Origin of the sequence: Variovorax ureilyticus (assembly GCF_050632185.1) — a bacterium.
GTDB classification, from domain to species: Bacteria; Pseudomonadota; Gammaproteobacteria; order Burkholderiales; family Burkholderiaceae_C; genus Variovorax; species Variovorax ureilyticus_A.
This window is the reverse complement of sequence record NZ_CP192579.1, coordinates 3,949,653-3,963,239: the sequence shown is the minus strand read 5'-3', so window position 1 is coordinate 3,963,239 and position 13,587 is coordinate 3,949,653. Positions and strand designations below refer to the sequence as shown.

The 13,587-nt window shown below is 63.4% G+C and carries 15 protein-coding genes and 1 pseudogene; 2 read left to right on the top strand and 14 right to left on the bottom strand.

Annotated elements, in window-relative coordinates:
- Positions 1–93: 93 nt before the first annotated feature.
- From ACQ858_RS19545 to ACQ858_RS19500, 10 genes and pseudogenes are all read right to left on the bottom strand, one after another.
- Positions 94–558: a phage virion morphogenesis protein gene (locus tag ACQ858_RS19545; protein ID WP_431274227.1), complete on the bottom strand. Its 465-nt coding sequence runs from the start codon at positions 556–558 to the stop codon at positions 94–96.
- Entirely contained in the window at positions 555–1,043 is a 489-nt protein-coding gene (locus ACQ858_RS19540) for a phage tail protein (protein WP_431274226.1), read from the bottom strand. The genes ACQ858_RS19545 and ACQ858_RS19540 overlap by 4 nt, the downstream gene beginning before the upstream one ends.
- A 3-nt stretch (positions 1,044–1,046) precedes the next feature.
- A complete protein-coding gene (locus ACQ858_RS19535) occupies positions 1,047–1,577 on the bottom strand; it encodes a hypothetical protein (RefSeq protein ID WP_431274225.1) in 531 nt (176 codons plus the stop codon).
- The gene (locus tag ACQ858_RS19530) at positions 1,574–2,200 is read right to left on the bottom strand and encodes a glycoside hydrolase family 19 protein (protein ID WP_431274224.1); all 627 of its coding nucleotides are present in this window, start codon (positions 2,198–2,200) and stop codon (positions 1,574–1,576) included. Before ACQ858_RS19530 ends, ACQ858_RS19535 begins: the two co-directional genes overlap by 4 nt.
- A gap of 7 nt (positions 2,201–2,207) precedes the next feature.
- On the bottom strand, positions 2,208–2,714 hold the full coding sequence (locus tag ACQ858_RS19525) for a hypothetical protein (protein WP_431274223.1): 507 nt from the start codon (positions 2,712–2,714) through the stop codon (positions 2,208–2,210).
- A 41-nt stretch (positions 2,715–2,755) separates the two neighbouring features.
- Complete coding sequence (locus ACQ858_RS19520; protein ID WP_431274222.1) at positions 2,756–2,968, bottom strand: tail protein X; 213 nt, start codon at positions 2,966–2,968, stop codon at positions 2,756–2,758.
- A gap of 2 nt (positions 2,969–2,970) precedes the next feature.
- Positions 2,971–3,468: a head completion/stabilization protein gene (locus ACQ858_RS19515; protein WP_431274221.1), complete on the bottom strand. Its 498-nt coding sequence runs from the start codon at positions 3,466–3,468 to the stop codon at positions 2,971–2,973.
- Between the two features lie 108 nt (positions 3,469–3,576).
- On the bottom strand, positions 3,577–4,464 hold the full coding sequence (gpM, locus tag ACQ858_RS19510; RefSeq protein WP_431274220.1) for a phage terminase small subunit: 888 nt from the start codon (positions 4,462–4,464) through the stop codon (positions 3,577–3,579).
- A gap of 85 nt (positions 4,465–4,549) precedes the next feature.
- On the bottom strand, positions 4,550–5,569 hold the full coding sequence (locus tag ACQ858_RS19505) for a phage major capsid protein, P2 family (protein ID WP_431274219.1): 1,020 nt from the start codon (positions 5,567–5,569) through the stop codon (positions 4,550–4,552).
- A 157-nt stretch (positions 5,570–5,726) separates the two neighbouring features.
- A pseudogene (locus tag ACQ858_RS19500) lies at positions 5,727–6,464 on the bottom strand (GPO family capsid scaffolding protein); the annotation flags it as partial.
- 320 nt (positions 6,465–6,784) lie between these two features.
- Between ACQ858_RS19500 and ACQ858_RS19495 the strand changes: the two are divergent.
- Positions 6,785–8,536 carry a terminase large subunit domain-containing protein gene (locus tag ACQ858_RS19495; protein ID WP_431276905.1) on the top strand — a complete coding sequence of 584 codons (1,752 nt, stop codon included), beginning with the start codon at positions 6,785–6,787 and terminating at the stop codon, positions 8,534–8,536.
- Entirely contained in the window at positions 8,533–9,600 is a 1,068-nt protein-coding gene (locus tag ACQ858_RS19490) for a phage portal protein (protein ID WP_431274218.1), read from the top strand. The genes ACQ858_RS19495 and ACQ858_RS19490 overlap by 4 nt, the downstream gene beginning before the upstream one ends.
- 400 nt (positions 9,601–10,000) lie before the next feature.
- Here the strand turns inward: ACQ858_RS19490 and ACQ858_RS19485 are convergent, their stop codons facing one another.
- The 4 genes from ACQ858_RS19485 to ACQ858_RS19470 all read right to left on the bottom strand — a co-directional run bounded on the left by ACQ858_RS19485 (position 10,001) and on the right by ACQ858_RS19470 (position 13,495).
- Entirely contained in the window at positions 10,001–10,561 is a 561-nt protein-coding gene (locus ACQ858_RS19485; RefSeq protein WP_431274217.1) for a hypothetical protein, read from the bottom strand.
- A 2-nt stretch (positions 10,562–10,563) separates the two neighbouring features.
- On the bottom strand, positions 10,564–11,673 hold the full coding sequence (locus ACQ858_RS19480; RefSeq protein ID WP_431274216.1) for a glycosyltransferase family 2 protein: 1,110 nt from the start codon (positions 11,671–11,673) through the stop codon (positions 10,564–10,566).
- Positions 11,670–12,761 (bottom strand): DegT/DnrJ/EryC1/StrS family aminotransferase, encoded by a 1,092-nt coding sequence (locus ACQ858_RS19475; protein WP_431274215.1) that lies wholly within the window; start codon positions 12,759–12,761, stop codon positions 11,670–11,672. The genes ACQ858_RS19480 and ACQ858_RS19475 overlap by 4 nt, the downstream gene beginning before the upstream one ends.
- Positions 12,762–12,853: 92 nt before the next feature.
- Positions 12,854–13,495 carry an acetyltransferase gene (locus ACQ858_RS19470; protein ID WP_431274214.1) on the bottom strand — a complete coding sequence of 214 codons (642 nt, stop codon included), beginning with the start codon at positions 13,493–13,495 and terminating at the stop codon, positions 12,854–12,856.
- Positions 13,496–13,587 lie beyond the last annotated feature (92 nt).

The window sequence follows — 13,587 nt, the reverse complement described above, 5'->3', positions numbered from 1 at the left end:
CCGAAGGGCTCGCGCGAGGGCGAGCGGCGGCGTAAGTGCGTGTGGCGGGGACTGATGCGGCCACCATCTGCGCCGCGCGCAGGCCGAGATTCGTCAGCGTCCTGCGGTGAAGTGATGCAGCAGGATGTCGGTGATGGCGCCTTCGTCTGCGGACGTGAAGCCCAGCAGCTCGCGCCGAGCGTACTGCACTTCGAGCGAGTTGGGACGGCGCCAATCGACCTTGTCGCGCAGTCCGTACTGGTGCACCCGCGCGATGCGCGCACTGCGCCCACCGATGGAGATGGTGGCGCTGTTGGCGGTCGCTTGCTTTCGCAGATGCTTGGCCGTGCGCAGCTTCTCGAACATCTTGCGGCGGATGGAGCCCTTCTTCTTTCGCAGCCTCGGCTTGCGTGGCTCGTATGGCGTGCCATCGGGGTTCAACTGCGCGGCGATGCGTTGCGAATTGCTGCGGCGCATGTATGTCGCGACCTGCACCATCGCCGCGCGGCGGCGCTCGGGCGAGAGGGCGACCAGTAGGGGCGCAACCCAGGTGGCGAGCCTGTTGAGCGCGTCGCTCATGCTTCTTCGTCGAGGTTCTTGACGCGCCACTCGGCCTGCAGGTCGAGCGTCGATTCGACGGGTTCAAAGCCAGCCAGAAGCGGCTCGCCGACATGCCGCGTGGTGAGGCGGTTGATGCCATCGATCGTCATGCCCTCGACAGCCACGGACTCTCGCAGGTCGATCTCGATCCCAATGTCGGCTTGGTTGTGGTCGATGACTTCGGACTCGAAGCGAAAAGCCTTCTCGCGCCGCTCGGGGTTGTCGAAGATGTCGGGCTGGTGCTTCTTCAGCCACGCGACGATGGGGACGATGAGCACGTCGGTGCTGCCGGCCCAGTCGATGACGACGATATTGAGCGTGTAGCGGTACTCGAAGGACAGCGCGGGTGTGCCGGTGTGCACGATGGTCCCGCGCTCGATGAAGACGGTCAGTCTTTCCGGGTTGATGGCCAGCTCTGGGCAGGCATTCGTGATGTGGTCGCGCAGCAGCTGGGGTTTCTTCATAGCTCAGGGGATTGCGTTGGTCCCGCCGCCTGGCTCCGCGAGGGCGCGATCAGCGGTGATGATGGCGCCGAGTAGTTGGAGCTGCTGATCGCGTTCGACAACAGTTGCCCGGAGCTGTTCAGCCACGATTCGGCCTGCTGCAAGACTGCTGTCGAGTTCGGCCGCATGGCTTGCGAGACGATCTCGCTCAGCGGCGCCGGCCTTGGACAGATCGCGATATCGAATGGCGCGCTCTTCGGCGGCGCGCTGCAGGCGCTGAGCATCAGCGATGCGAGCAGCACTGTCATCAGCGGCAGGAGCGCGCGCGGCCTGGTAGGTGTCGATGGCCTGGGTGACGGTGCCGGCATGGGTGGTTTCCTTCTCGCGAGTGGTGACGATTTGGGCTGTCTTGTGTTCGGCCTGATTGGCGGTGGTGTTGTCCCAAGCCTGCTGCACCCTGGCGGCGCCATGGCTGTCGCCGACGAAGTAGGCCGGGATGGCCGATGCGGCGGCAACTAGGACGGCCGGGGCCAGAGTGACGAGCAGGCTGTTCATGCCGCGATGGCTTCGGTGATCGCTAGGAAGGCGCGATTGCATCGCTCGACCCGGTCGGAGCGGCCCGCCATGGCGGCGCCGTTGATGCCACGGGTGATCCCGTCCAGCTGCCATAGGTCGGCGAGCGCGTTGAGGCCGTTCGTGCGCCAGTACCACGCCGCGGTGATGGCCGCGCCGGTGGGCTCGGCAACGATGTCGGGCTGTGCTTCGCATGGCAGTCCCGTGCCTTCGCCGGCGCGTCGATAGTTGCCCCTGCCGGTGATGCCGATGAGGCCGCGACCCCGGTAAGTCCAACCATCGCCGGACTCGGGTGTGCCGTTGCCATTGCGGCCCGCGTAGACGATGTTGGCCATGGCCTTGGGCTGTCGGACGTAGTTGCGCGCCTTGTCGATCTGGCGCAGGGCGCTGAACATCGCCGCGATACGGGCCGGATCGGTGTAGTAGAGGTTCTCTTCCAGGCGCGTGAAGGCGCTGGACTCGTGGCTGCACTGGCCGATGAAGGCGGCGATGCGGCGCGGGTTGTTGATCTCGAAGCGGGTGAAAGCCTCGATCAGACCGGGCAGGAAGGTGCGTGCCACGGTCGGCGTGATGCCGGCTGCGATGAGTTGGGCGAGAGTGAGCATGGTGATGTCAGGGCTTGGCGGTTGGCATATCGACGGCGCCGGCCTGCGCGTCGAGCCCAGGCGTTCCAGTGGCGTTCTGCTTTCGCATCTCGGCGCGGATCTCGGCGGCTATCTCCGCGATGTCGTGACCCTTTCGGCGCTCCAGCCAGAGGAAGACGGCGGCCACGATCCATGGGCCCGGGATGCTGCTGACGACGAACACGCATCCGGTGATGACGAAGAAGCCGGCTTCGGGCGGAAAGGAGGCGATCTGCGCGAGTGAGGCGCCGGCCTCGAAGATGCTCGGCTTGTGGTTCATGAGCAGCACCAGAGCCGTCGTACCGACGATGAATGAGCTGACCAAGCAGGCGATGACGCGATTGATGAGGTCGTGCCAGGAATGGCCCGCGCGCAGCGGCACGAATCGGATGCCGAGCCAGAAGGCGATCAGGCTGGCGACGACGGGCAGCGATAGAAGAGCCAGCTTGTAGCCAGCGGTACCGGCGGCTGCAGCGGTGGTGGTGGGTTCAGTCATGGCATGGTGGCGAGTGATGGAGAGGGGCATGGCGGCGGCTCCTAGTCCCACAGCTGCACGGTTTCGACGCGCGCCGTAGTGGCGGAAAGATCGGGCAAGACGACGGCGCGGCCGAGGGGCAGGATGGGGCCGATGTCAGCGAGCCCGGGATTGAGGCGATACGTGGCTTCGGTGACGCCGGCCGTGGCGCCGAGGTGGCGCAGGCAGAGCAGGTCGACGGTGTCGTGCTGCTGCGCGATGACGGTACGCGGCATGGCTAGATCAGCTCCACGGTGAGGCGCGAAACGCCCAGGATGTCGCGCACGGCGAACGTGGCATCGCGGCGATGTTGTTCGGCCTGGTCATCGCGGGTGTCTTCCTGATCCTTCCGGCGGGCGCGGCCGGTCGTGTCGTAATCGCTGTATCGCTCGAGCAAATTGGCCTTGGCGTGGCAGTAGACGGCGCGGCGGAAACGCTGGACGAGGATCGATTCATTGTCGACCTTGAGCGCGGGCACGTCTTCGAGCGATGCGTGGCCCTGCTGCTCGCGCGTCGATGCCCAGGTGGCCAGCTGGCTGATGGTGGCGGCGACGGCTTCCTGCGTGGCGTGCAGCAGGCGATCGGGCGTTATGGCGCCATCGAGGCGCATGGCGTCGCGCAGGTCCGCCAGGTCGATCTCTGGCCACCAGACGCCGGCCGAGACACGACCAAGCGGGGCCGGATCTTCGGGCGGCGTGGTGCGCACGAGGGGAGGGGCGGCGGCGATGAGTGACATGGTCTGCTCGGCGGGTATAGGTGGGCGGTGGCCGTGGCGCGTTGTGGTGAGGGGTCAGCCTTTCACGCTGCGCCACGGGCCGCCCGGCACGCGGGGTGCTCGGTTGCGCTACTTGCGAGGCGGGCGCTGGCGTGCAGGAGACGCGGCCTTCTTGGCGGCGGGGGTCTTGCGCGCGGGCGCCGCCTTGGCGGCAGCGGGTTGTTGGGTTGGCGGCGACGCGTCCGCGTTGCCGGTCTTGGCCAGGACGCGCTCAAGGCGCTCGATGTCCTTCTTCACGCCACAGTTGCTGTCGAGCGTGAGGGCGCGCTGGAGTACCTGCAGCGCGGAGCGCAGCTCCCCCGGCTCGATGGTGGTGAGGTCCGGATCTTCGGCGGTCTGCACCTTACCCATGGCGGCGTAGGCGATGGCCTTGAGCAACTTCGCGCGGGCTTGGTCCGGAGCATCCTGCTCGGCGGTGAGCGCATAGGCTTCGGCCAGCGTCGCGGCCGTGTGGTCGCGCTGCTTGCCCGGCTCAACGATTGCGGGCGCCAGCTGCCGCGTGTCGTCTTCGCCGGCCTGCACGTCGAGCGGCTTCCACTGGCCTTTGAGGTAGGCGTTTGCCAGCTCGTCGATCACGATGGCTGCAGCGCTCCGCTTGTACTCGTCGGCCATAGGCATCTTGTGGCGGATGACATAGGAGGCGATGCGAAGACCCAGGCCGTAGGCACCGGCGTCGAAGCACCAGACCATGACGGTGGTGAGCACCTGATCCTGCGCGCCCGTGCCCTTGACGGCGGTCTCGATCCAGTCGAGGTATTCGGGCAGCAGCTTGGCTTTCATCTCTGCGCGTCGCTCGTGCGACTGTGTCGCGCTCAGACGTGCCTTGTCCTGCGAGAGCTTGATTCGCATGAGGCCGTAGGCGTCACCTTGGAGTTCGGTTCCATACGGGCTGGTGGCTTGGGCTTGTTCCTGCAGGATGCGTGCGCGATGGCGCTGAGCTGGGCTGAGTGGGCGCATGGTGGTGTTCCTGGCTGGTGGGTGATGCGCAGGCCCGCTGGCGGGGCCTGCGCGTCGGCTTTTCGGCTGACGTTTGGCGCCTGGGTTAGGCGGCGATCTCGATGTTCTCGATCAGCGCGGCGCGGCCGTAGTCCTCGACGACGTACGCATCGTTGGACGACTCGTAGTTCTCGATCTGATCGCGCTCGGGCACATCCTTGAGATTGCGGCGGCGGCCTTCGATCTGCCAGTACAGCGACAGGTTGTCGAGCGTGGTGATGAGCACCTTGCCATCGGGGAAGAACGGCACGGTAACGGCCTGCAGCCCACCAACGCGCTTCTGGCTGATGACGATGTCGGCGGCCAGGCTTTCGGTTGGCGGCTGATCCTTGTTGACCAGCGGGAAGTACTTGTCGTGCATCAGGCTGCGGCCGACCACGGCCACGAGGCCCGGGTTCTGCTGGTGCCAGGGGTCGAGCAGCGTGATGCCGTCGAAAACGACCGCATCGAGATTGGCGTAGTCGCTGGTGGCCGCGTTGGCGCCGACGATGACTTTGCCGGGTTGCTTGCTGCCTTGAGTGACGACATTGGCGGGGGCGTTCTCACGCATCTGCTGCAGCCATCCCTTGTTGACGTCCTGCAGCAGCGGGTTGGCGACGATGTCGGTGGTGGCCGCAATGCTGACGCCGTTGAAACCGACTGTGATGCGGTCGAGCGCTTGGCGCTGCAGGATGGAGTCGCGGATACGGGTCTGGAAGTCCGGGAAGCCGGCCCACGCATCGAGCAGCTGGTATTTGATGGACGTGTCGAAGTTGGTCTGCACGCAGCGGTAGCCCTTTTCGTCGAGCGCCGCGACATTGCGCGGCTTGCGGGTGCCGTTGCCGCTGGTGTCCGTGCGGCCCGCGATGGGGCCAGTGACGCCTACGCCGACTTTGGCGCCCATCTGCTCGACCACGCCGATGACGTTGATGCGTCGGAGAAATTCGCTCGACTCTTGCATCTTGGTTTCGAGCGTCTGCTGCACGCGCGGGTTGACGTTGAAGCGCTCGATGACGCTGGCGACGCCGTTGAGCGTGGCCAGCTGGGACAAGTAGGCGTTGAATGCGAGGCGGGTAGGGTTGCGCATGGTGTTGCTGCCTGTGGGTGATGTTGCGGAGGATGGTGTCGGGTGGGCGACTGGAATCAGCAGTCGGTCTTGACGGCGCTGTTTCCGCCGGTGGCAGGGGGCGCTGCGTGCCCGCGGGCGTGGAGTCGATGGCCGAATACTTGGCCTGCAGGTCTTTGAGTTGGCCCTGCAGCTCGCCGATGGTCTTGTCGCTCGCGGCCAGCTTCGCGGCGGTGTCGGTGACGTGCGCGGCGAAGACAGTGCCCAGTTGCTCGAATCCCTCTCCGATGGCGGCAAAGCGCGCGTCGTCGGTCGCGCTCTTGGCGCCGAACTTGGCCAGCGCCCCAGCGATCACGGTTTTGAATTTGCTCAGGGCGCTGTCGTCGGCCGCATCCTCGAATTCGAGGGTTGCTTCTTCAGCCTCGGTGACGACGTTGTCTTTGTCGGTCTTGCGCGCGGCCCAGGGGTTGGCGGCCGGCTTCGACGCAGCGAATTCGAGCGCATCGGTCCCCAGGCTGGCGGGGTTGTCGGTGACTGCCAGGCCAACGAGGTACGCCTTGCCGGTGTCGGCGAACTTCGCGTTCACCTCCATCGAGGTGTAGATCTTCTGGCGCTTCTTCGCGAGGTCGATCAGGTCGGCGGTGGGCTCGATCTGCGCGAAGAGGGCCATCTTCTTCTGACCTCCGATCTCGACCTCTTCGGCCTTGAGGGCGATCACGTCACCGTAGGCGCGGAAGGGACCATCGGGGACGATGCCCTTGTAGTGCTCCAGATTGATACGCGCGCCGTAGGTGCTGCGGTTGTACTGCTCGGCCATCTGCGTGAGCCAGTCGCGTTCGATGCGTCGGCCATCGGTGGTGGCGCCTTCGACGCCGATGCGGAAGAACTTGGACTGCTTTTTCGCTGGAGTGGACATTGGCTTTGCTCGCTGCTGGTTGAGTGGTGATCGCGAGTGGTCGCGACGAGATGAGCCAATGGTGTCTATGCGCGCATGCAGCCTCAAGCCGCTGCAAATGTGGCAGTGGCGGGGACGGTTTGACGTGATGGCGGCTCTTCGCGCGCGCGGGCAACCTTGGCGGCATGCCCGTGAAATCCGCTGCGCCCGGCCGTGCTCGCCGAGCTGTTTCTGTCGCTGTGAAAGCCGCGCCGCGCAAGCGTGGGCGGGCTCGATGCGCTACTGCGCCGGTGGCAGATGTGGCTCCGTCGGTCAGCGTTGCGGGCACTGAGGCAAGCCAGATTGCCACGTTGACGCCGGACGCGCAACCCCGAACGGCTGCTCGTTTTCTGTATTGGACCGGTTGGAAGTGCAAGCAGATCGCAGAGCACCTGGGCGTGCCCGCGTCGACCGTCTACGGGTGGAAGGATGCCGAGAAATGGGATGACGCACAGCCGCTCGATCGCGTCAACGGAGCGCTTGAAGCGCGCCTCGTGCAACTGATCCTGAAGGCAGACAAGACCGGCGGCGACTACAAGGAAATCGACCTGCTGGGGCGCCAGCTGGAGCGAACGGCTCGCGTCGAAAAGTACCAGCAGACCGGGCGCGAAGGCGACCTGAATCCGAATATCGCCGCGCGCAATGCGGCGCCGAAGCGCAAGCCTAAACGCAACGAGTTCAGCGAAGACCAGATCGCGCTGCTGGAGTCGAAGCTACGCGAATCGAACTTCCCGTTTCATCAGAACTGGTTTGAGCAGCAGCTACAGCGCACGCGCCTGGTGCTCAAGTCGCGGCAGATCGGCGCGACCTACTATTTCTCGCGCGAGGCGCTGCTGTCAGCGGCAAAGGAGGCGCGCAACAAGCTTTTCCTGTCGGCCTCGAAGGCACAGGCGCACCAGTTCCGCAGCTATATCGTGGACTTCGCGAAAGAAGTCGACGTCGAGCTCAAGGGCGAGAACATCAAACTGTGGAACGGTGCCGAGCTGATCTTTCTCGGCACCAACGCCATGACGGCCCAGAGCTATCACGGCGACTTCTACTTCGACGAATTCTTCTGGGTTCCGCGCTTCCGGCTGATCAACAAGCTGGCCAGCGCGATGGCGTCGCACAAGCACTGGCGCAAGACGTATTTCTCGACGCCATCGGCGATGTCGCATGAAGCCTATGGCTTCTGGACCGGTGACGATCGGAACAAGGGGCGGGCGAAGAAGGATCGCGTTCACATCGACACGAGCCACAAGGCACTGCGGGGCGGCATGCTGGGCCTCGATCGCAAGTGGCGGGACATCGTCACTGTGGAAGATGCCGTTGCGCTCGGCTTCGACCTGTTCGATATCGCCGAGCTGCGCGATGAGTACAGCCTCGACGAGTTCGCGAACCTCTTCATGTGCCAGTTCATCGACGACAGCCTGTCGCTGTTCTCGCTGGCGCAGATGCAGGCGTGCATGGTCGACAGCTGGGAGGCATGGAGCGATGTAAAGCCGCTGTGGCTGCGGCCCTATGCCAACCATCCTGTGTGGGTCGGCTACGACCCATCGGACAAGGGCGATGCGGCGGCGCTCGTGGTGGTGGCGCCGCCGCGCGTGCCTGGCGGCAAGTTCCGCTTGTTGCACCGCGAGCAGTTCAAGGGGTCGGACTTCGAGGCGCAGGCCGAGGCGATCAAACGCATCACGCAGCAATACAACGTAGTGCACATCGGCATCGACAAGACGGGTCTTGGTGAGGGCGTCTTCCAGATCGTCAAGAAGTTCTTTCCCCAGGTGAAGGGCTACCAATACAGCATCGAGGTGAAACAGCGCCTGGTGCTCAAGGCGCAGCAGGTCATCCACAAGGGGCGGCTTGAGTTCGATGCCGGATGGACTGATGTCGCCGCCGCGTTCATGGCGATCAAGCGTGTGCTGACGGCGAGCGGGCGCAACGTGACCTACGACTCGGGCCGCTCGGAAGAAACGGGGCATGCGGATCTGGCATGGGCCACGATGCATGCGCTCGACAACGAAACACTCGCCGGCGACGTGATCGGCGGCAACTCTCGCATGGAGATCTTTGGATGAGCAAAAACAAGCGCGGCGCGGTGCGCCAGTTGTCTCGCACGGGGCCGGTGGCCACTGCCACGCCGCTGTTGACGCAGAGCGATGGCTCTGTGGTCGAAGCGTTCACATTCGGCGATCCGGAGCCGGTGAGCCGCATTCAGCTGCTGGACTATGTCGAGAGCATGTTCAACGGCCGTTGGTATGAGCCTCCGCTGCCATGGGAAGGGCTGGCCAGCGCGTTCCGCGCGTCGCCGCATCATGGCTCTGCGATCTACCTCAAGCGCAACCTGCTGAAATCGATGTTCGTGCCGCATCCGCGTCTATCGAGCGCGACCTTTGGAGCGTGGGCCCTCGACTTTCTTGTCTTCGGGAATGGCTACCTTGAGCAGCCACGCTCGATGACGATGCGGGCGTTGGAGCTGCGGCACTCATTGAGCAAGTACACGCGCCGCGGTGAAGAGGCGGGCAGCTACTTTTTCGTGCGTGGGTGGCAGCAGGAGCACGAATTCCCGCAAGGCTCTGTGTTCCATCTGCGCGAGGACGATATCAACCAAGAGATCTATGGTCTGCCGGAGTACATCAGCGCGCTGCAGTCGGCCTGGCTCAATGAGGCCGCGACGATGTTCCGGCGCAAGTACTACGCCAATGGCTCGCACGCCGGGTTCATCCTGTATCTCACCGATGGCCAGGTGGACAACTCCGACGCGGACGCGCTGCGCCTGGCACTGAAGAACGCGAAGGGGCCCGGCAACTTCCGCAACCTGTTCCTGCACATGCCCGGCGGCAAGTCTGACGGGTTGAAGCTGATTCCGGTCAGCGAGGTGGCGGCGAAAGATGACTTCGCCGCGATCAAGAACGTCAGCAAGGACGATGTGCTCGCGGCGCATCGTGTGCCGCCCGGACTGCTCGGCATCGTGCCGACGAATGCCGGTGGCTTCGGCAACGCACCGGACGCGCTACGGGTGTTCGTCGACAACGAGATCCGGCCGCTGATGCAGCGCTTCCGCGAACTCAATGAATGGGCGGGCGAAGAGCTGGTGCGGTTCATCGTTCCGCCTGGCTTGGACTCGGCCCCCGCTGGCTGAAGCCTCAACCTCGAACCAACCACAAGGGCGCGCATGGCGCCCTTTTTCTTGCCCGCTGCCTCCGCGCCCTCGCGTGACGCGTTCGGCGCAGCCACGGGCCTGCCAGTGGCTTCCCTGCACCCATCCTGTGGCGTCGCATCCCCCGCCGCCTCCAGGACGCCCACCGCACCCACCCGCGCGCGGTCTAACCCCCACCGAGCCCGCGCGCTTCGGGTAGTTGTTTTTACGAGGTGGTCGGCACTGTCCCGAGCCGCGCCGCTACTGGGGGCGCGTGTGATCTCGTGGCGGTTTTCTTATTCCGGATTTTTACGGATTTCTAGTGGCTATATGCGCCATTGATGCTGTTCCAGTCATCGGGGATCGATCCAGCGTCCTGATGACCGGTGGCGCACTCGCCGGCCTATGCTGCCAATCTTGAAATCGCCGTAGCGTAGCTGTCAATGAGCACCGGCCTGTCGTTCGATTCGCGCGATCTCGCTTTCGCTACGAATTCAATTTTTCCAGCTGCTTTAGGCGAAGAGCGCTTGATGAAGTCGAACATGAATTGGCTCTCCACAAGAATTCCGTCAAACGCATCTTCGACTAGAAAGTGCTCTTGTGCGTAAACCAACTGATTGAAAAGGACGTCGACGAGCCGTATACCCGGTGAACTTTCCTTGACGTAAGGAAGGATTCGATAAAGGTTCGCGGCACCAAATTGAAGGATCACATCAATCTGGTTTTCCACCACAAAGCCCTTAATGGCCTCAAGTCGCTCAGCCTCTGACTTGCTTGACAGATCCATCAGTCGCTCATCGGATTGAAAGACTCCTCGGCTCTCTCTCTCATAGATCGCCGGCGGCGCTGCACAGAATGCAGCGCTCATCACAAACCCTCGGCCCTCTAAGCCGAGTGCGACGGCAGTCGCCAACGAGCCTTTGGCCGCGAATGGAAGTAGCACAAGGATTTTGAGTGGTTTCATCTTCAGGACGGCTGGGCGCTCGGGCGCGTGTTTTTTACCTTCGACTCAAGGTAGCGATATTCCCGCTCCCACGATTCGCTTTGCGTTTTGAAATGGTCGACGGCGGAACGGTAAGCCTCGACATCTTCTAGCAATTTCCCAACTTCTTGGTATTCGTCGATCCTCGGCCCTAAAAAAGCCAAGGTGCGACGGCCAATTGCAGCAAGCTTGTCATGATCGGTCGCATCGTTGATAAGCGACATGAAGCTCGTAAACCCGTTGGCCGATGTCGGGGCCATCAAGGCCCCAATTAGCCGATGCGCGCTCCCACGTGGCAAGCCTTCGAATGATGGATGCTTCGCCACCCAGGCAACCATGCGCGTGAACGACAGATTTAGCGATCGCTCTTCCGCGAGTGGTGCGAGGTTTCGCTGCATGGCGTAGCTCATCTCCATGAGCGTGCCGATGGGGTGCGCGTGGGTCACCCCTTGAGAGTGCATGCGCATGAACGTCAACTGCTCGGGAACGAGCGCAAAGCGACACCCCTCACGCAGCGCCCGCGTCCAAAGCTCATAGTCCGGCGCGCGAACCATCGTTGGATCGTCAAGACCTATGCGCCTGTGTGCCGCTGCTCGGACCATCGTGGACGACCTGCACAGATAGTTTGCACCGATCCAAGTGTCCACCAGATTCAACGCATGAGGCTTATTCATTGCCTCCTCATGCGATTGCCCCGCTGGCAGTACCGAGTCGTTCTCGTCTCGGACCGCAATGTACGAACCAATGATGTCGAGAGTCGGGTCCTGTGCCACCGCCTGCAATTGCTTCTCCGCTTTCAGCGGATCAATCCAGTCATCGGCATCGAGGTTGACCAGCCACTCTCCACGCGCTTCAGTGACGGCCCGGTTGTAACTTGCCGCGCCGCCCATGTTCTTTTCGTTGACGTAGAGGCGAATGCGTTGATCGTTGATCGCTTCGACAACTGCAACCGAGCGGTCTGACGAGGCATCGTCGACGACGATGATCTCAAAGTCCTGAATGGTCTGCGAAAGGATGCTTCGCAGCGTCTTTTCGATGTAGCGGTCGTAGTTGTACGACAGGACGATGTAGGAAAGGAGCGGGGCCTGATTCATTTGAGGCAGTGCGCGACGCGATCCAAATGAGCGGGCGACAAGCCGTCATGGAATGGCAACCCGATCACTCGCGGCGCCAAGGCGTCGGTGACCGGCAAGTCTAACCGCGGGGCATCGGCAAATGCGGGATGCTTGTGGCACCCGGGGCCCCACCATCGCCGCCACTCAACCTTGGCTTCATCAAGCCTCTGGATGGTCGGCGCGACCTCTTCCGGTTCCACGATGACGTTCAACGTCATGGTCACCCACTCGGTCCCTGCCCCTCTCTGCAGTCGGGCCGCCTTGCCCGCTAGGCGGTGCGCATACGCTGCCGTCAAGTCACGCATTTGCGCCAATCTCGTGGGTAGCCCATCAAGGGCCGCCAGTCCGACGGCGGCGGTGTATTCCGAGATCCGGTAGTTGCCACCGCGGAGTGTCGAGACCCGCTCGACGCCCTCGAACCCAAATCCGGTCATCGCCTTCGCGCGCGCCGAGAAGTCGGGGTCAGCGCTGAAAATCGCGCCGCCTTCGCCGATTCCCAGTGCCTTTGTCGCATGGAGACTCACGCACATCGGCTGCTCGCGAATCCCGGAGAGGGCGGTGCAGGCTGCGGCCGCGTCGAAAACGACCGGAATGCTGGTCCGTCGCTCGAAATCGGCCCAGGCAGTGATGTCCGGTGGCGCGCCGAACGCGCTGACGACCAAGACGGCGCTGACCTTCTCACTCGCCAAGGATAGTGCCGCCTCAGCAATTTTCGGAGTGAGCGTCAGGGACTGCTCATCCACATCGAGAAGGAACGGCGTGAGCCCGGCATTGCAGACCGCGTGCGCGCTCGCGATGAAGGTGAACGCTGGCATCAAGCATAGGCCGGCCGAATGTTTCGCGCGCAGCCGCAACGCGAGTTCGATTGCTGTCGTGCCGTTCGACGTGAGCGTCACATGACTGCCCCCGACCAGTTCGCCGAGGCGCCGTGTGAATTCAGCGTTCAGCGGTCCGTAGTTACTGTAGATCCTGGAATCGTCGATGCGCTGGAGGTATGGCGCGAGCGCCGCTGCCTGCGGCAGTCTCGGGCGCAAGACTCTGATGATGTTGTCGGCTTCGGAGGTCATGAGCTAAGGGGCGATCGGGCGGCTGATTGCGAGGGACGGACCCTAGCATAGTGCCGCCGCTAGGCACGCCGCCTGCATGCCGGCACGAAGCTTCAGAATCGAGCAGGAATTCCTACAGCAACTGCATCGCCTGGAATATCTTTTGTGACCACCGCACCTGCGCCGACTCTCGCCCAAGGCCCCACGGAGCGCTTCTCGAGAATCGTTGCATTCGCACCTACGAGCGCGCCCGGCCCGATTTCGGTATCACCACTTACGGTTGCCCCGGGCATGACGCTCACGTAGTCCCCCACGACGCAATCGTGGCCGATGATGCTCCCTTGGCCTAGGTACACATGCGCCCCGACCTCTGAACCTGGGCTGATGCACGAGCCGGCCAGCACAACCGAGCCAGGTCCGATTGGCACTCCGGGATGAACCCATGCACGAGGGTGCACAAGCGTCAGCGCCTGAAGACCGCTCTGAGCCGCACGTTCGACTACGGACCTTCGACTTTTGGGATAACCGACGCAGGCGACGTAGTGCGAGGCATCAATTCGCCCCATGTCATCGATGCTGCCGATCTGAGTCACGCCGCGCGCCGCGAAGCGACGCATATCGATGTCAGCATCAGCGAGGATGCCTACAACCGTGTACGCCACACCGGGTTGCATTGGCGAAAAGGCCTGAAGAGCCTCGATTGCGCCAAGTACATCGCTCGCGTGGCCGCCGCCGCCCAACAAAACTATGCGCATGCTTGAAAGGCTACCACGGCGCAGCCGCCGTGCATCTGGTTAGCGCAGCTGGCGGCGCTTGCTCGCGCTAGGGATCTGAACAAGTCTCTGCT